Below are 20578 nucleotides of genomic sequence, written 5' to 3'. Positions count from 1 at the left end.
AAAGCATTGAAAGGTGATTAAAAATTAAAATTGAAAGCACCGGCCATGGCCTTATCTGAAGCTGTGGCTCCATTCTCGGGTAATGCAGTGCCGATCCGTTCATGGGGGCGGCTGGTTGCCTGCTCCACTATTTCCAGGAAGGCATGCTGTACCAGGCTGATGGTAGCGGGTTCAAACAAGTCGGTATTGTATTCGATGATAGCCGTGATGGTGCTACCGGCATCATAGAAGCGGAAAGAGAGATCGTATTTGCTGACAGGAGCGCCGATGTTCAGTGCTGCCAGCTGCAGGCCATCTGCACTGGCAGATCGGGCCGGCATAGCGCTTATATTCAGCAGGTCCACATAGATATCAAACAGCGGATGCCGGCTCTTATCCCTGCCCAGGCCCAGTTCAGTCACCAGCTGGTCGAAGGGATAGCTTTGGTGCTCATAAGCGCCGAGGGTGGATGCTTTTACTTTATCAAGCACCTGCAGGAAGTTGTCATCCGCCTGTACCAGCGTGCGCAGTGCCAGCGTATTTACATAGAAGCCGATCTGATCCTCCAGGTCGCCATGTTCCCTGCCTGCATGTATAGAGCCCACCACAAGATCTTCCTGCTCTGAGAAGCGGTACAACAGCACTTTTACAGCTGCAAGTAAGGTCATGAACAAACTGGCGCCATTACGTGTGGCCAGCTTATGCAGTTTGTCGCTCAGCGCTGCTGTTACCTCAAAGCTCAGCTCATTACCATTATAGGTTTTAAGCGCGGGCCTGGGATGATCTGTGGGGAACTGCAGCACCGGCACCTCACCTGCAAAGCGTTCCTTCCAGTATTGCTGATGCTGTGCCGCTTCCGGCGCTTTCAGCAGCGCATTATGCCAGGCGCTGTAGTCCTTGTATTGTACTTTCAGCGGAGCCAGGCCATGCGGCGTGCCATCCGCGTGATACTGATAGAAGGCGAGGCATTCTTTGGTAAGCACATCGAGCGACCAGCCATCTGCAATGATGTGATGCATGTTCATTACAAACACATGCTCCTGTTCATCGAGGCGAAACAATGCCACGCGCAGCAGCAGATCATTGGCCAGGTCAAAAGGACGATTCAGGGTCTCCATCATTAACCTGTTCAGCAGGCCGTGTTTATCCTGTTCCTTCCGTAGGTCTGCAAAGGCGATCCTGAACCCGGCGCTGCTGTCCAGTACTTTCTGGCGTGGTATTCCCTGCACGGGCACGAATACCGTGCGCAGGCTTTCATGGCGCTGCAACAGGCTTTCAAAGGCCTTCTGCAGCGCGGCTGTATCCAGCCGGCCCTGTATCTTTAGTACACGGGGAATATGATAGGCAGCAGTGCCTGTTTCATACTGCTCCAGCAACCAAAGTCTTTTCTGGGCATGCGATACTTCATAATGTTCCTGTGTCGCTACCGGGGTGATAGCTGCCTGCACTGCCCTTGTTGCCTGTTGTATCATTGCTGCCAGCGCCGCAATAGTAGGATGCTGGAAGATGCTTCTCAGTTCAAGCTTCACCTGCATATGGCGGGCAATACGGGAGATGATGCGGGTGGCATTCAGGGAATGACCGCCTGTTTCAAAGAAGTGATCGTATACGCCGATGGGTGTTCTTCCCAATACCTCTTCCCAGATGGCGGCCAGCGCCGTCTCGGTCTCATTGCGTGGCGCCGTGTATGCACTGCCGGTAGACAAAGTTCCCTGTTCGGGGCGGGGCAATGCTTTCATATCGATCTTACCGTTGGAAGACAAGGGCAATGCTTCGAGGATGATGAAGCAGGCAGGCACCATGTAATCCGGTAAATGTTTTGAAAGATAAGCCTTCAGGCTACCGGTGTCCAGCTGTTCATTGCTTACCAGGTAAGCCAGCAGGTATTTATTGTACGACTGATCTTCTTCTGCCATCACTACCGCTTCGCGGATCTCAGGATGCTGCAGCAGCACATTCTTTATTTCGCCCAGCTCTATCCTGAATCCCCTGATCTTCACCTGGTGGTCTTTTCTTCCCATAAACTCCATGTTGCCATCTTCCAGCATCCTGCCCAGGTCGCCGGTGCGGTACATCCTGCCGCCCAATTCCTGGTTGAAAGGATCTGCAACAAAAGAGGCGGCTGTTTTCTCCGGATCGTTGGCATAGCCTTCTGCCACGCCTGCACCACCGATGTACAGCTCACCAGCCACACCCTTCGGCACCGGGTTCAGGTGCTCGTCCAGTATGTAGAAGAAGTTATTATCGATTGGTTTGCCGTAAGGCACACTCACCCTGCCCGACATATCCTGCAGGATCGGATAGTAGTTAGACCATACCGTACCTTCTGTGGCGCCTCCCAGGCTGATCACCTGCGCCTGCGGGAAATACCGTTTGATCTTCTGCGGTAAGGCTACCGGTATCCAGTCGCCACTCATAAACACTACTTTCAGATCCTGCTGCTGATAAGGCAAACCGGATTCTTCGATCTCATTCACCAGGTAATGCATGGTGGTAGGTACCGCATCCCAGAAGGTGATCCGCTCTTCCAGCATCAGCCGCTGCAGCCGCTCTACATCCGTTACCTCCTCCTGTTCGGCGATCACCACCGTGCCACCTGCGGCCAGGATGCCAAAGATGTCGTACACAGAGAGGTCGAAGCACATAGAGGTGATGAACAGCATCCGGTCATTTTCATGGATGTTATACGTCTTATTCACCCAGGCAATGAGATTAACGGCTGCATGATGTGCGATCATTACGCCTTTGGGACGGCCGGTAGAACCGGAAGTGTAAATAGTATAAGCCAGATCGGCAGAGTTCTTTTTGATACCCGGATTGTTGTGCGGATAGCTGTCTATTGTTTCATCTGAGAGAGCAATAAACCGGATCTGGTCACATGCAGTCGCAACAGGATACTCCTCGTCTACCAACACCAGTGCTACACCGGAGTTTTGCATAATATACAGCTGCCTGTCTACAGGGTACACCGGATCAATAGGCACATACGCAGCGCCGGCTTTGAGGATAGCCATCAATCCAATGATCATATTGAAATTACGGCCGGCGATCAAACCGACATTATCTCCATTCTCCACGCCATTGGCCAGCAGGTAATGCGCCAGGCGATTGGCTTTATGGTTCAGCATTTCATACGACATTTCCCTGCCGTGCTGACACAAAGCGATATGCGCGGGTAACAGCGTTACTTTTTCTTCAAACAGGCCATGCATGGTTTGCTCCTTGTTGTAAGGCACTACCGTATCGTTAAAATCATACAGGATCGCTTGTTTTTCAGTGCTCGTCAGATATTCGATCCTGTTCAGCGGCGTAGTGGCATCCTGCAGCACTGATTGTAATAATCCCTGCAAATGCGCAGCCATTCTCTCAATGCGCGCTGCGGTAAACAAATTGGTATTGTATTCAATTGCTACCTGTAAACCTGTTGGCAATACTATAAAGTGATAGCTAAGATCAAACTTGCTCACACCGCTTTCTACGCCATATGCCTTCACGGATAAACCTTCCGGCGCATTGCCGATTTCCTCCGCATCTGCATGCTGCAAAGTGACCATTACATCAAACAGCGGACTGCGGCTCAGGTCTCTGTCAAGATTTAGGTCATCCACCAAACGGTCAAAGGGATATACCTGATGATCATAAGCGCCCAGGGTATTGTCCTTTACTTTCTGCAATAAGGTGATGAAATCATCTGTTGCAGCAAACTGTGTACGTAAAGGCAGTGTGTTCACGTAAAACCCTACCTGCTGTTCCAGGTCATTATGATCACGGCCTGCCACGGGAGAACCGATCACGATATCGGTCTGCCCGCTGTAACGGTACAACAGCGCTTTAACAGCTGCCTGAAGGGTCATGAATAAGCTGGCTCCCTGTTGCATGCCCAGCTCCTGTAAACCACTATGCAGTGACTCGTCCAGCTTAAACGTATAAGTGTTGCCATCATAAGTCTTCACTGCCGGGCGGGCATAGTCAGGGTACAGTTCCAGCAGGGGAATGGTACCGCTGAATTTCTCCAGCCACCAGGACTGATGCGCTACTACATTGTCACCGCTTAACTGCTCCTGCTGCCAGGCGGCATAATCTTTATACTGAATGCGTAAGGGCGCTAATGCATGTGATTCCCCACGGCTATATGACTGGTACAAACCGATCAGCTCACGCATCATCACCACCATGGACCAGCCATCAGAGATAATATGATGGGTAGTAAACAGGAAGACATAATGCTCATCTTCCAGCTGTAAGAGCCTTGCCCGCAGTAAGGGACCATCCGCCAGCACGAAAGGCTGCACCGCCTCCTGCACTGCTGCCTGGGCAGCCACTACGTCTTTGTCTGCTACCTTTCTCAGGTCTTCATACCTTAATGCAAAGCCGCATGCAGCGATATCCAGGATCAGCTGTTTTGGCTCTCCCTCCACATCCCGGAACACCGTTCTCAGGCTCTCATGACGGGCCACCAGTGTTTCCAGCGCTTTGGAGAATGCAACCAGGTTCACAGCACCGCTCAGCTCATACGCTGCCGGTATATTATAAGCGAATTGCTCTTCTTCCAGCAGGTCCAGGATCCACAAGCGCTTTTGTGCATGAGACAGATTGTAATGTGCCTGCGCTGCTACCGGTTCAATAGCCCTGTAACGGTTGCCTGATAAATCGCTGACCGCCGCAGCAAATGCTTCAATAGTAGGGTTTGAAAAGATGGTGCGCAGATCCGTACGCAGCTGCAGTGTTTTATGCAGCAGGGAAAGGATCCGCGTGGCTTTGAGGGAATGACCACCGATCTCGAAGAAATTATCTTTTATACCAATACCGCTACGGCCCAGCACTTCTTCCCAGAGTTTCACCAGCTGCGCTTCCAGCCTGGTACGGGCGGGAACATAGCCGGCTGCTTTGCCGGTAGCAGTATGAGCAGGCTCCGGTAAGGCTTTACGATCCAGCTTACCACTGGCATTCAGCGGCATGGCTTCCATTTTCACAAAAGCTTCCGGTATCATATAGGCGGGCAATGCGCTTGCGAGGTGCTCCCGCAGGCTGGCTACATCAAGGGCAGCAGTGGCGGTAAAATAAGCTGCCAGGTAAGGCTGTTCATCCCGTCCTTTCTTTACAAGCACAGCGGCTTCATTAACAGCGGGGTGCTGCAATAGTGTCTTTTCTATTTCTCCCAGTTCTATACGGTACCCGCGTATCTTTACCTGCTCATCCATTCTGCCGATGTATGCAATGGTGCCATCGGGCAGCCATCTTCCCAGGTCGCCGGTGCGGTACAAACGTGCAGCCGGATCACTACTGAAAGGATGCTGCAGAAATTTCTGCGCACTCAACTCAGGCCTGTACAGGTAACCACGGGTCACTCCCGTACCAGCAATGCAGATCTCTCCTGCTACCCCTATTGGCGCCGGCTGCTGGTCTTTATCGAGAACATACACCTGCTCGTTGGGCAAGGGGCTGCCTATGGACAAGCCTTTGCTTTCATGAATATCCAGGGCGGTGCTCCAGATCGTGGTTTCCGTAGGCCCGTAAGCGTTGATCACCTGTGTACCGGTCAGCTGCCTGAGCTTGTTGTATAAGGAGCTGCTCATCGCTTCCCCTCCTACCAGTAGTACTTGCAACGGCCGTAAGGCCTCCACACCGCCCAGTTCCAACAGCTGGTTGAGCCTGGAGGGTGTGCATTGCAGGGCATGAATGGTACGGGCGGCTACCAGTTGCAGGATATGCACCGGGTCATTGTCTGTTACCAGGTACAAGCTGCCGCCGATAGCGAGGCCGCCCAAGAGCTCCAGTACAGAAATATCAAAAGTATAATTCGTAGTTGCCGCCAGCTTCATGCCCCCTTGCAAGCCCAGGCGATTGCCCATGCCCATTAGCAATGCCGCCACATTCCTGTGTTCTACCATTACGCCTTTGGGCTGCCCGGTAGAGCCGGAAGTATAGATCACATAAGCCAGGTGATCCGGCGCAGGCACATAGAGCGGTGCAGCCTTGCTACAGGCGCTGATCAGCAGTTCATCTTCATCCAGGGCAATGATATCAATGGTGGTGATCTCCTTCAGTGCAGCGCTGTATTGGCTGCTGCTGAGCATTAAGGAAGCGCCGGTGTCTTCCAGCATATAGGCAATACGTGCCGGCGGATAGTCCGGCGCAATGGGCACGTAAGCGCCGCCCGCCTTGAGCACACCGAGTATGCCAACCACCATCTGCAGGGAACGTTCAATACAAAGCGGCACCAGCGTTTCTACATATACGCCTTTGCGTTGCAGGTAATGCGCCAGCTGGTTAGACTGTTCATCCAGCTCGCGGTAAGTAAGCGACTGGCCTGCCAGCTGTATGGCGACGGCGTCCGGCTGGCGTTGCACCTGTTCACTAAACAGGCTCACCAGGGTATGTGCACCAGGCGCTAATGCAAATGCCGTATCATTAAACCCATGCAACAGTTGTTGTTGCTCTTCAGCGCCCAGGTATTCCAGCCTGCCAAGCGGCGTAGCCGCATTGTTTAATACAGCCTGTAATAATCCGCGCAGGTGGGCGCCCATTCTTTCTATGCGTGCAGTGCTGAACAGGTCAGTATTGTATTCAATCTCTACCAGCAGCTGTCCTGTTTCCAGCACACTGAAATTATACGTAAGGTCAAATTTGCTGACACCCGTGCTTACACGATGTGTTTTAACAGACAAGCCTTCCAGGCTGCTGATATCGTCTGCATCCGCGTGCTGCAAGGTAACCATCACATCAAACAGCGGACTGCGGCTCAGGTCTCTGTCAAGATCCAGGTCATCCACCAAACGATCGAAGGGATATAACTGGTGGTCATAAGCGCCCAGGGTAGTGTCTTTCACTTTCTGCAGCAGGCTGATAAAATCATCTGTTGGGGCAAATTGTGTACGTAAAGGCAGTGTGTTCACATAAAATCCTACCTGTTGTTCCAGGTCGTTGTGATCACGGCCGGCTACCGGAGAACCGATCACAATATCGGTCTGCCCGCTGTAGCGGTACAACAAGGCTTTTACAGCCGCCAGGAGGGTCATGAATAAACTGGCGCCCTGTTGCGTGCCCAGCTCATTTAATGCGGCCTGCAATGAGGGGTCCAGCTTAAAGGTATAGCTATCGCCGTTATAAGTCTTCGCTGCCGGACGGGGATAATCAGGATATAATTCCAGTACCGGTATAGTACCGCTGAATTTTCCTCTCCACCAGGATTGGTGCGCTGATACGTGGTCTCCGCTTAACTGCTCCTGCTGCCAGGCGGCATAATCTTTATATTGAATGTGCAATGGCGCCAACTGGTGTGATGCTCCGTTTTTATATGACTGATACAAAGCGATCAGCTCACGCACCATCACCACCATCGACCAGCCATCAGAGATAATATGATGGGTAGTGAACAGGAAAATATAACGCTCATCTTCCAGTTGCAGCAATCTTGCACGCAGCAAGGGGCCTTCTGCCAGCACGAAAGGCTGAACCGCTTCCTGTGCTGCTGCCTGCTCTGCCAATGCTTGCCTGTCTGCTACCTTTCTCAGGTCTTCATATTGCAATGCAAATCCAGCCGCAGCAAAATCCTGTATCATCTGTTTAGGCGCGCCTTCTACTTCGCGGAACACTGTTCTCAGGCTTTCATGACGGGCTACCAGTGTTTCCAGCGCTTTGGAGAAGGCTGCCAGGTCCAGCGCGCCGCTCAATTCAAAAGCGGCCGGGATATTATAGGCGAATTGTTCTTCTTCCAGCTGGTCCAGGATCCACAAGCGTTTTTGTGCATGCGACAGATCGTAATGCTCCTGTTCTGCTACCGGCTCAATAGCGCTGTAAGGGTTGCCCGGTAAGGCGCTGATAGCCGCAGCCAGTGATTCGATACTCGGATGGGAAAAGATGGTACGCAGATCTGTACGCAGCTGCAAAGTTTTATGTAGCTGCGAAAGCATGCGGGTAGCCTTCAGGGAATGACCGCCGATCTCGAAAAAGTTATCCCTCACGCCAATGCCACTGCGGCCCAGCACTTCTTCCCAGATCTCCACCAGCTGCATTTCCAGCCTGGTACGCGGTGCAATATACGTGGCAGTATTATCAAGGACAGTAACATCCGGTAAGGCCTTATAATCTATTTTACCATTCACGGTAAGCGGCAATGCTTCCAGGTACATGAGTACATCCGGTACCATATAATGTGGCAGGCGGGCATTCAGCCATTCTCTCAGCTCCTGTGCAGCAACTTCCGCATCCGCGGTGTAGTAGGCCACCAGCAGCTGACAATCAGCCGCAGCACCTTTCAACGTAACCACTGCCTGTGTAACAGCAGTATGCTGCCGTAACGTACTTTCTATTTCTCCCGGTTCAATGCGGTAACCGCGCAGCTTTACCTGCAGGTCATTACGACCGGCAAATAAGAGGTTGCCATCCAGCAGCCAGCTGGCCATGTCCCCTGTTTTGTACATGCGCTCATCCTTTGCAAAAGGATTGCTGATAAAACGTTCGGCGGTGAGCGCCGGACGGTCCAGGTATCCGCGGGCTACCCCTGCACCGCCGATATAAAGCTCCCCGGTGATACCGATGGGCAATAATTGCCGGTACTTGTCCAGTACATAATAACGGGTATTACGCATTGGCTTGCCAACAGGTACATGACCGGCTGACGGCAATGCTGCCAGGGGCGCTTCATAGAAGGAAGCGTCGATAGTAGTTTCCGTAGTACCGTAGCTATTGATAATGCGCAGCTGACTGCCAAAGCGTTCCTGCAGGCGGCGAAAGTCGCTTACCGGGCAAACATCCGATCCCAGTATGAGCAGCTTCATGAAACTGATATCCAGCTGCTGTTCATAGATATGGTCCATGAGTGGCACCACGAGGGCCGGTGTAGATTCAAATATGTTAATGGCATGTGTTTGCATCAGCTGATACAAGGCTGCTGTGTCCATGTGCACACCGGCTGGTACAATTACCATGCTGCCACCGTTCAATAAAGCACGGCACACGTCGCCACAGAACACATCGAAGGAAATACTGGCCATCTGCAGCAAATGCACTTCAAAGATATCCAGCCTATAATCCGTTCTCCAGCCCAATGCAATGTTCAGCAGGCTGTCATGTTCTACCATCACACCTTTAGGCTGGCCGGTAGAACCTGATGTATAGATCACATAAGCCAGTTGGTTGCCGGTAATAGTAAGCTCCGGCGCGGCTGTCTTATACATGCGGATCTCATCTCCTTCCAGCGCAGGATTGATCACCTGGGCCGTCAGCGATTGTATAACGGGGTCCAGCTGCTGATCCGTCAGCAGTATCTTCATACCACTGTCTCCTATCATATAGCGCACGCGCTCCTGCGGATAGGCGGGATCAACCGGTACATACGCAGCGCCTGCCTTCAGTATGCCCAGCAGGTATACCAGCATTTTTTCTGAACGCTGTACCATGATACCGATCCTGTCGTCCGGCTGCACATGATAACGGGCCAGCAGGTAATGCGCCAGCTGGTTTGCCGCATCGTTCAGTTCTTCATAGGTTAACACCGTATCGCCATATACCACCGCAGTGGCATCGGGGCGTAGCGCCACCTGTTCTTCAAAAAGCTCCAGGATAGATTGTTGTACCGGCGTTTCAGCAGCCGTATCGTTAAAGGTGTATAATAAACGGTGTTGCTCTGCTTCACCCAACAATTCCATCTTATCCAGGCTGATGTTACTGTTGGCTGTTACAGATTGCAACAGGCAAACGAAGTGCTCCAGCATGCCCGCAATACGCTCAGGGCGGAAAAGATCTGTATTGTATTCCAGGCAAAGCACCAGGCTTTCACCATTATCATGAAAATCAAAAGACAAATCCAGCTTGCTAATCGCTACATTGGCGGTATGCGCTTCCAGCTCAAGGCCTGTTTCTTCCTGTACTGCGGCTACCCTTTGAACAGCCTGCGCCAGTGATACCATTACATCGAACAAGGGGGAGCGGCTCAGATCCCTTGGCAGTTCCAGCTCGCCTATCAACTTATCAAAAGGATAATGCTGATATTCGTAAGCAGCAACCGTATGCTCCCGTACCTGTTGCAGCAAAGCGTCAAAAGCAGCAGTACCATCCAGCTGGGAACGTACCACCAGTGTGTTTACATAGAAACCAATCTGGTGTTCCAGCTGATGATGATCCCTGCCCGTAACCGGGAATCCTATGATGATATCTTCCTGCCCGGTATAGCGGTACAAGAGGGCTTTTACAGCAGCCAAGAGGGTAATGAACAGGCTGGCGCCGTGTTGCTGTCCCAGTTCCTTTATCGCTTTATACAATGTTGGTTCAATGATCTTCTTCTGCACGTTTCCATTGGAAGTCATGAAGGGGGGCCTGGGATAGTCCAGCGGCAGGTTCAGCACCGGCAGCGCTCCCTGCAACTGCGTACGCCAATAGTTACGTGCCTGATCTGCTTTGGGACCTTCCAGCTGCTTATGCTGCCATGCTGCATAATCTTTGTACTGTATATCGAGCGGAGCCAGCGTAGATGCTTTACCTGCAGCATAAGCTTTGTACATCGCCATGATCTCTTCCAGCATAACCGATATAGACCATCCGTCAAAAATGATATGGTGCATTATGAAGAGGAACACATACTGCTGCTCATCAAACTGTATCAACTGTGCTTTCAGCAAAGGCCCCTGCTGCAGGTCAAAGGAGGTATGGGCAGCCGCATGGGCATACTCCACCGCTTCCTGGCGCGACATCCCTCTCTTGTCAATAAACGCTATGCCGAAGGGATAGGCGTCCATTGCATGCACAAACTGCCGCGGCTCCCCATCCACCTGTGCAAAGGTGGTGCGCAATATTTCATGCCGCGTTACCAGGCTCATAAACGCCTGTTCAAATGCGTGCCTGTTCAGGTCTCCTTTCAGTATATATACTTCCGGGATAATGTAGGATATTTGGTTTTCTTCGAACTGGTCCAGCACCCACAGGCGTTTTTGTCCATGCGATAGCGCATAATGCGGCTGCGGCGCCAGGGCCACCAGCACGTCCTGCTGCTCACTGGTAGCTGTAATGGCAGCTGCCAGCGTTGCAACAGTAGGGTGCTCAAAAATGCGCTTTAATGGAACATCCAGTCCCAACGCGCGGGCTATGCGGAATACTACCTTGGTAGCGTTTAAAGAGTTACCTCCTATTTCAAAGAAATGATCGTTTATACCTACCTGGCTACGGCCTAGTACTTCTTCCCATATCTCCACCAGCGCGCTTTCCATCTCATTACGGGGGGCTACATAGCCACCGGAGGGGGGAAGCGCCTGTACAGGATCCGGCAATGCCTTCCGGTCTATCTTACCGTTCGCATTCACCGGAAATGCATCCAGCGTAATGAAGTAAGCGGGCATCATGTACTCAGGGAGCCGGTCCCTGATGAAGCCTCTTAGCTGCGCCAGGTCGGGGTTTTCAGCTGCTGTAAAATAAGCGGCCAGGTATTTATCGCCATTCGCATCTTCTCCCGGCAATACCAGCGCCTCTCCTACTCCTTTGTATTGTTTGATCACATTTTCTATTTCTCCCGGCTCTATGCGGAAGCCCCTGATCTTCACCTGGAAATCGCTTCTTCCTAAATACTCAATATTCCCATCCGGCAGCCAGCGGGCTACGTCGCCTGTCTTATACAGTTTTTCGCCGGGCCAGAAGGGATGATCAATAAACCTTTCGGCAGTAAGCGATGGTTTGTTCAGGTAACCTTTGGCCAGGCCCACGCCTCCTATATACAGCTCACCGGGTATACCAATGGCCTGCAGGTGCAATTGCTGATCCAGCACATACAGCTGGATATTATCGATCGGTTTCCCGATAGGCACTACCGTATCTCCGGCCTGCGTGGTATAATAACTAACATCTACCGAAGCTTCTGTAGGCCCATACAGGTTATTCAGCTGGCAATGCAGCAAGGCGTGATGTTGCCTCACATGCTCCGGCTTCAGCGCTTCGCCGCTGCAATGGATATGCTTCAGAGAATGCAGGCGGGCCGCCTTTCCGGCATCCAGCGCCTGCAGGAAGACCCCGAACATGCCGGGCACAAAATGAATATGGGTAATACCCCGCTGCTCAATGGTATCTACCAGCAGGGCTGGGTCATAGATCACGTCTTTGGAGCAGGCTACCAGCGTACCGCCGTAACACAGCGGCATAAAGAACTCCCATACAGATACATCAAACACATATGGTGTTTTCTGCAACACCACATCATCAGTGGTAAAGTGGTACTGGCGCTGCATCCAGTGTACCCGGTTCACCACTCCCTGGTGCGCCAGCATGGCGCCTTTAGGCTGACCGGTAGAGCCGGAGGTATAAATGATATAAGCCAGTTGCTGTACATCATTGCATTTACCGGGGTTGGTATGACCCCAGCTTTCCAGTGCAGGCAGCAAAGCTCCGATCAGTTCATCTGTTATAATAACTTTCGCCTGGGTATCCTGTAAAATATATTGTTTCCTGTCTTCAGGATAAGCGGGATCAATCGGCACATAAGCAGCGCCTGCCTTCAGTACTGCCATGATGGCAACGGTCATCCATTCTGAGCGTTCCATCATCAGTGCTACCAGGTCATCAGGCTGCAGCTGGTAATGTGCATCCAGGTAATGCGCCAGCTGGTTTGCCTTTTCATTTAACTGGCGGTAAGTGAGTGTGCGGTCTTCAAATACAATGGCTGTTTTATCCGGTTGCGCTAAGACCTGCGCTTCAAAGAGGTCTGTTAATGTCTGGTCGTGCGGATAAGGCACTTCTGTATCATTGAAGTCGACCAGCAGCTGTTCTTTCTCTGTTGCCGACAGGTACTCCAGTTTGTTGAGCGGGAGATGCGGAGCCTGCGTTACCGCCGCTACCAGCGCCTGCAGATGGCCTATCAGGCGTTCTATACGTTCAGGGCTAAACAGGTCGGTATTATACTGCACAAACCCATGCAGCTGTTCTTCATGTTCACTGAAATTAAATAAGAGGTCAAACTTGCTGGCGGGTGCATCTGCCACTAAGGGCGTCACCGCTATGCCAGCTACCGCCCTGGCGCTGATGGTATTCAGGCTGATATTCTGCAAGGCCACCATTACATCAAACAGGGGACTGCGGCTCAGGTCTCTTTCCAGGGCCAGCTCGTCTACCAGCAGATCAAAGGGATAATACTGGTGCGTGTATGCATTGACAGTAGTTGTTTTTACCTGTTGCAGCAGCCCGGAAAAATCGTCAGCTGCTCCTATCCTTGCTCTCAGGGCCAGTGTATTAACGAAAAACCCGATCTGGTTTTCCAGCTCTTCCCGCTCACGGCCGCTTACCGGCGTTCCTATCACCATATCTGCCTGCCCGGTATAACGATATAGCAAAGTATATACTGCCGACAGCAATACCATGTACAAACTGGCTTCATGTTTATCTGCCAGTGCTTTCAATTCGCTTGTCAGCTGAGCGCTCCATGCAAAACGGATATGATCGCCTGCATATGTTTTCCGGGCAGGCCGGGGCTTGTCTGCAGGTAGTTCCAACACCGGCGGAGTATCCGCAAATTGTTCCAGCCAATAACGGCGGGCAGCTTCCATCTCCTCATTGCCCTGCAGGTTTTGCTGCCAGGCTGCATAATCCTTGTATTGAATGCTTAGCGGCGCCAGAGGGTTCTCTGCCTGCCTGCTATAAGCATTATAAAGTGTGATCAATTCACTGATCAATACTTCCATAGACCAGCCATCAGAAATAATATGATGCATGGTATATACAAACACATATTCGTCGCTGTCTGCCTGCAAGAGGCTCGCCCTGAACAAGGGGCCACGGACCAGGTCAAAAGGCGTAGCGGTATCTTGTTGTATACGTTGTTGCAACCTTTCTTCGCGGGAAGGCAGTGGCTGCAGGTTTTCATACTGCAGGCTAAATCCCGCCTCCGGCATGCTTAGTATACGCTGCCTGGGCGATCCCTCTACCGTAACAAATACGGTTCTCAGGCTTTCATGCCGTTCCACCAGCGTATCCAGTGCAGCGGCAAATGCAGCGCGGTTCAGTACGCCTTTCAGTGCTACCGCGGTTGACATATTATAAGCCACCTGCTCCTGCTCCAGTTTATCAAGCACCCATAAACGCTGTTGTGCATGCGACAATGCGTAATCCTCCTGCAAGGGCAGCGGGGTAATGCTTTCATAAGTTTTTTGGCGACCAGCCGCTACTACCACTGACAGTTTTGCTACAGTAGGATTGGAAAAAATGTCCGCGATCTTCAGGGATACATCCAGGGCCTTGTAGATCCTGGATATTACCTGCATCGCTTTCAGTGAAGTACCGCCAATACTGAAGAAAGATACCTTACGGCCTACGCGCTTCAATCCCAACACCTCACGGTAAATGGCCTCCAGCGCAGCTTCCAGCTCTCCCTGCGGCGCTTCATAGTCTTCGTCGCTGATCACCATATTATCCGGCAGGGGTAATGCCTTTTTATCCACCTTTCCGTTGAGGGTAAGCGGAAATTCTTCCATGGCGATAAAATAGGAAGGGATCAGGTTTTCATTCAGGTTTGTCTGTAAAGAGGCGCGCAGCTCAGCGGTGCTTACCTCCTTGCCTATATAGTAGCAGATCAGTTCCAGCTGGCTGTCACGGTTCTTATGTGTAGTGATGAATGCTTCATTCACTCCTTCCTTTGCCAGCACAGCCTGTTTGATCTCGGCCAGCTCCACACGTATACCGTTGATCTTTACCTGATCGTCCAGGCGGCCCAGCACTTCCACACTGCGGTCCGCCAGGTAACGTCCCAGGTCACCGGTCTTATAAATAATATCTTTCTCCGTCAGCAGGGGGTTCTGTACAAACACTTTATTGGTGAGCGCTTCATTCTTAAAATACCCTTTGGTCATAAAGGGTGTTTTAATATAGATCTCACCGATCTCGCCGATGCGGCACAGCTTACCGGCGCTGTTGATAATGGCAATGAATGCGCCTTCTATGGGCTTGCCCACATGCAGGGCCTGTGCAGGATCTTCGGGCACGCCTTTTACGCGGTGAAAGGTTTTGGCCAGGGTAGTTTCTGATGTACCATAGAGGTTCACGATCTCCGTATGCTTGCCTGCTACTTTCTGCCAGTTCTGCACATCGCGGCCATACAGTATTTCACCTGCCATCAGCACATGCTTTAATGCAGGGAAATAGGTTTGCTGCTTCGAAGCAGCGCTGATTTCCTTGATCAGCAAGCGGAACAGGGAGGGCACGCAATGGATTAGCTGTACCTGTGCCTGTTCGATCCATTCCACCAGCTTAACAATATTGGAACGGTAGCCCGCCGGCGGTATGCATAAGGTACCGCCACTGGTCAGGGGCACAAAAATATCCCTTAAAGAAGCATCAAAGGTGGTTTGTGTGAGCTGGCTTACACGGATGTTATGATCAATATTAAATTCCTTACGTTCCCATGCGATAAAATGATGGAGGCTTTTATGTATGCCCAGGAAAGCTTTGGCTTCACCGGTAGAACCAGAGGTATAGAATATATAACAGCTGTCTTCCGGCAGTATCCTGGCGTCAGGGTTCTTGTTGGAGATATTCCCATCCGGCAGGGCGGTTCCGGTTCCGTAGTTCAGGCATTCGCATAAAGCTCCCTTTTCATCCAGCACCAGCACATAGCTTACAGAGAGTGCGAGCTTGCTGATCAACGCGCACACTTCTTCTTTCAGTACAGTGGTGGTGAGGATGAATTGACATTCCGTCTGACCAAATATCTGTGCAATACGCTTTTCCGTAAAGGCCAGGTCTACCGGCAGGTAGATGCCGCCGGCCTTCAGCACGGCCAACAGGGAAGTGACCAGGTTAACAGATGAAGGTATAATTACAGATACAATAGCATCATGCGTTACGCCGATAGCGTCCATGGCCCAGGCCAGCTTGTTGCAGCGCTCATTCAGCACCTGGTAGTTAACCTGCTGTCCCTCTTCCTCAATGGCGATCTTGTCCGGAAAGGTGTGCACTATTTTTTCGAACTCGGCGATCAATATTTGGTTCATGGGTATTGATTTAATAAACGTAAGTATTATCCAGGGGCCAGCATTTGTAGTCGTTCTGCCAGATGCGGCTCAGGTCTTTTTCCAGCAGGGAGAAGATGCTGTTATCTCTTTCCATGGTTTTGCGCACCAGCACTTTCTCGCGGTGAAAATCCTTTACTTTCTCATCAAAAGGGAGATTACCAAAATCATAGAAACGTACAGCGCCATCCACATCCCTCACGCCTACTACTTTTCCCTTATTGTACACACTGGGCGACCAGGGGATATCCAGTATACCGCCTTCAATAGCTTTGATAGCGCCCTTTGCAACGGAGCCGTTGCCCAGCTCTATCACCGCATTCATGATCTGGTTCACTTCTGTGCGGATCAGGTTTTTCTCGATCTTCAGCCGTTCCTGGTTTACCATGCTGTGATGTGCGGCCAGCGCTCCTTTCTTGCTCTGCTTCACGGCTTTGGCATTATCATAACGATCCGGGATGCGAATAGCTTCTACAGCGGTTTTCACCATTACTTTGGTTGCCCCTGCCAGTGTAGCAGTAATGCTGGAATTGAAGATCAGGTCTTCCGCCTTGCTATAGTCTGAAGGAAACGCTGCCATGAATTGATGATACACGGTGGTTACGCGCACATCCATGAACCCAAAGCGCTGGAGGTAAGCATTGGTCAGTTCTTCTATCACGCGGATAGCCGCAATATCCTGTGCACGGTTGCCCTGCTCTGCATAACCAACGGTAATGCTCTTTACTCCCTGCTGTGCGGTCAGCAAAGCCTGGATGATATTCACGGAAATGGCCAGGGATGGCTCTATCAGCGTAGCGGTGAGCGTACCGAAATATTCCCGGTTGATGCTAACCTCGTGCTGCTCTCCGTAATAAGCGGAAAGACGGTCAATGAATTGCCAGTTGCGCAGCGATTCCACCGGGCTGGTCAACTTGTCATAAGGCAGGCAGTAGCAGATACATCCGCCTTCTACCGCGGTGATACCTGCCGCCAGTGCGATCTCGTAAGTAAAGCGGTGATCGGGGCCGCCACCTCTCAGCTGGAAAGGTCTTTTCAGTGAGGTGATCAGGCGGCGCACTTCTTTCACACCATATACGGGGATGGGAAAGCCGTTCAGCTGCGATTGTTTTCTTTCCAGGCTTAGCTCTTTGCCCAATGCTGCCTTATCATACATCCGTGAACGTGAGGCAGCATCCAGCTGTACGGAGCTCACGTCGCTTCCTTCTGCTTCCAGGTGCTGCAAAAGACTGATCTGCTGTTCAATATCCGCTACACCTGTACGGGGCTGGAACAGAGGTTGCTTACCTGCCACCTTATTGCTCCAAAGCAGGTTGTCGAGATTATATTGTTTGTTGGCGTTGCGATAAGTATCGGTCAGCACTTCCTGGCCGGTATGCCATTCCTTTAGTACTTCCTTACGATGCCTGTGCAGCTCTTCACTGGTCCACTGGCGATCGATGATCTCGTCTACAGATAAGGCAGGCGCCAGTTTCGGGCGACGCCCGTTCTTCCGGTAATTGCCTTCCCTTTTAGGGATACTGTGCAGGTGAATATCCCGGTTGATCTCGTTCGCCACCTGTGAGAAAGGGATGGGCTTGGGGTACACGTTCGTGAATCCCATCCCCAGGTATTTCTTTTTGATCTGGAAATCCGACTCACTCACGGCCAGGCTGCCGCCCAGGTACCAGAGCTTCGTGCTGTCATCTGTTAGCTGATACTGCGCCAGCAGCTGCGGAAAGTCCTGCAGGTACAGCTCCGCATGCCCGTTCTTGTTGGAGATCATGATGATGTCGAAATCGGGTGCATGCTCAAAGAAGGCCGACAGCGGATTACGGATGCCCAGGCTTTTTACGAAGAAGCCTGCATCTTTAAAGCCCAGCTCCAGCAGGCCTATTCCTACAGAATGCGCATCATCACCGATGCCGCCTATTAATATTCTATACTGATAATGCATGATACAGGTTTTTAGTGGATACACTTTCGTAAGACTGGTTATAACAGTAGTCTACCGTTTTCTGCGCCAGCAGCTCAAAGGCGTCAATGAAGGGGATCGACAGGCCGCCTTTGATCACCAGGGGCACTTCAGAGCAGGCGCCCACCACTACTTCCGCCCCTTTCTCCGCCAGGATCGGTACCTGGCAACAGAACAGCTGCTTTACTTCTTCGGTGAGCACACCGGATTTGATACCGCCTTCCATATAGATAGGCCGCATAAAATATTCTTCCTGTTCAGTGTCGTTCAGGGTGATCACTTCGTAGCCCAGCGGTTCCAGATGATGATGATAGATGTGCGATTTCAGCAGACCGGTAGAACCGATGAGGCCTATTTTCTTTTTGCCGCTGTAGGCAGGGTTAGTGGTCAGCTCTTCCAGCACGAGGTCTACCGCGCTCAGGATCTTTCCATTGAATTGTCCTTCCAGCTGATCACAATAGTAATGGGCTGTCATACAGGCCAGTACTGCTACATCCACATTGCTGCTGTTAAAGATGCGGATAGAGCGTTGTAGCTCGGGCAGAGGCGATGTTTCCTTATATACAATAGCGCGGGTCCTGTCGGGGATATCGCTGTTGCTATGAACAATGATATCAAGATATTCCTGGTCTTTCTCTGCATAGGAAAGCTCCGTGATCCTGTTAAACAACCACACGCCTGCATGGGACCCCATCCCGCCGATAATGCCTAATTTTTTCTTGGATGATATTTTATACTTCATGGTACATCGTATTAGTGATCAATGGTAATTCGTGACTGGCAGCTGAAAAATCCGGCATGTCAAATACATCCAGGAAGATGTTGAAGGTGAGCACCACGATCAGCAGGTCGCTGTCAAAAGGCAGGTTCAGCTTAAAATCGTCCTTGCGATAGATCTTCTTCAGCCGTTCTATGGTATCGGGATTAAAGTATCCCTGCCGTTTGATCCGGTCGTAGGAGAGCATGTCGTTGATCCATTCGATATTGTTTCTCAGCAGGTGGGGACTTCCCGGGGCAACAAATCCCTGTTTCTGGCGGGTGAAGATCTCGGTGGGCAGATATTTCTTTGCCACTTCCTTGAGAATATACTTCTCTACCAGGTTCTTTAACTTGATCTCCGGCGGAACGTTCTTCACAAATGCAGCCAGGTTCACATCCAGGAAAGGATAGCGGCCTTCAATAGAATTGGCGTATGCTACACGGTCGCCATGATCTGCGATCAGGTGGTCAGAGAGCCGCAGCTTCATATCCAGGTAGGAGCGCTTGTGAAAAGGATGCCGGTTGTACAGTTTCCGTTTATCTATGGGTAGCCGCTCCAGGCAATCGATCCCGCGGAAATTTTCATTGACAGTGTCTGAATACAGCGCCTGCACCGTTTCCCTGAATGACACATGGCGCTTCTCATACATGAAATTCGGATCTCCCCAGAGCTGTTCGTTCATCTGGTCTTCCAGCAGGTCTTCCAGGTCTTTTTCATATTGCTGCGCACTGCGCTGTACATCGAAGCGGTAGCCAACGTATCCGCCGAGCAGCTCATCAGAGCCTTCTCCTGACAGGATCACCTTCACACCCTGCTGCTGTACCTGCGCTGACAAGGCCAGTGAGCAGGTATTATAAGACTCTTTCAGGGGCCCTTCTGCATAGAAGACGGCATCCCGCAAACGCTGCTCAATCTCCGGCCAGTCAAAAGCGATCTCCGTATGCCGCGAGCCCACATGGCGGGCCATCATCTGCTGGTATTTCCTTTCGTCTATCTCCCGGTGATCCAGTGAAGGGAAGCCAATGGAAAAAGACTGGTAGCTTACATCAGGGTTCAGTCGCTTCATCATCGCCGCGATCAGGGATGAATCCAGTCCGCCGCTCAGGTAAAAGCCCACCGGTACATCTGCATTCAGGCGGTAGCGGATAGATTTCAACAGGATCTCTTCCAGCTCCTCGATATAAGAAGATTCAGACCGCTTGCCATAGTCGTGACCTTCAGGATGATAATCCAGGTCCCAGTATTCGTGCGTGCTAATCCTGCCATCTTTCACCTGGAGGAAATGCCCCGGCTTGAGGCTGCGGATATTTTTGAATAAAGTGTTCGGGCTTACCGGACCAGGAAACGCAAATACCTGGTCCAACCCGGTAATATCTACTTCTTTCTTTACTGCAGGATGGCGGAGGAGAGATTTAATCTCAGAGCCGAAGATCAGCACATCGTCTGCAATGGTGTAGAACAGCGGACAAATGCCAAATTGATCTCTTGCCAGTAAGAGGCTGTTGGTCCTGGCATCTGAAACAGCGATGGCAAACTGTCCCTGCAGGCGTTCAATAAAAGCGGCGCCATGCTCCAGGTAACCATGCAGCACTACTTCCACATCACAATTGGTGCTGAAGCGATACCCTTTCTGCTGCAGTTCGTGGCGTAGCTCTTTGTAATTGTAGATCTCCCCATTGCAGATCATCCTTACCTGCTGGTCGTCTGTGAAATAGGGCTGATGACCATGTGCCAGGTCAATGATGCTCAGGCGACGGAAGCCGAAACCGGTATTCCCCTCAATAAAGCAGGAGGCCTCATCAGGGCCGCGATGCCGGATGGCATCCGCCATTGACGTTAATACTTCCTTTTCAATGATGTACTTTGATCTGATATCAAAAATCCCGGTGATACCGCACATATTGT

At 51.4% G+C, this 20578-nt stretch carries 4 protein-coding genes; all 4 read right to left on the bottom strand.

Annotation, left to right across the window (positions count from 1 at the left end):
* Positions 1–17: 17 nt before the first annotated feature.
* From ACR9Y8_RS25975 to asnB, 4 genes are read right to left on the bottom strand one after another with little or no spacing between them, the layout of a single operon-like run.
* Positions 18–15941: a non-ribosomal peptide synthase/polyketide synthase gene (locus ACR9Y8_RS25975; protein WP_481216173.1), complete on the bottom strand. Its 15924-nt coding sequence runs from the start codon at positions 15939–15941 to the stop codon at positions 18–20.
* 10 nt (positions 15942–15951) lie between these two features.
* A complete protein-coding gene (locus ACR9Y8_RS25970) occupies positions 15952–17895 on the bottom strand; it encodes a methylaspartate mutase subunit E (RefSeq protein WP_481216172.1) in 1944 nt (647 codons plus the stop codon).
* The gene (locus tag ACR9Y8_RS25965) at positions 17879–18655 is read right to left on the bottom strand and encodes an aspartate/glutamate racemase family protein (protein WP_481216171.1); all 777 of its coding nucleotides are present in this window, start codon (positions 18653–18655) and stop codon (positions 17879–17881) included. Before ACR9Y8_RS25965 ends, ACR9Y8_RS25970 begins: the two co-directional genes overlap by 17 nt.
* Complete coding sequence (asnB, locus tag ACR9Y8_RS25960) at positions 18645–20573, bottom strand: asparagine synthase (glutamine-hydrolyzing) (protein ID WP_481216170.1); 1929 nt, start codon at positions 20571–20573, stop codon at positions 18645–18647. The genes ACR9Y8_RS25965 and asnB overlap by 11 nt, the downstream gene beginning before the upstream one ends.
* Between the last annotated feature and the right edge of the window lie 5 nt (positions 20574–20578).

Source organism: Chitinophaga sp. SVR4-12A (assembly GCF_056754765.1).
Note: the sequence above shows the minus strand (reverse complement) of the source record. Positions and strands in the feature narration are given on the sequence as shown.

Bases quoted from the DNA above. Each gene is read 5' to 3' on its own strand.
- ACR9Y8_RS25975 (WP_481216173.1), bottom strand. From the start codon at position 15,941: ATGAACCAAATATTGATCGCCGAGTTCGAAAAAATAGTGCACACCTTT.
- ACR9Y8_RS25970 (WP_481216172.1), bottom strand. From the start codon at position 17,895: ATGCATTATCAGTATAGAATATTAATAGGCGGCATCGGTGATGATGCG.
- ACR9Y8_RS25965 (WP_481216171.1), bottom strand. From the start codon at position 18,655: ATGAAGTATAAAATATCATCCAAGAAAAAATTAGGCATTATCGGCGGG.
- asnB (WP_481216170.1), bottom strand. From the start codon at position 20,573: ATGTGCGGTATCACCGGGATTTTTGATATCAGATCAAAGTACATCATT.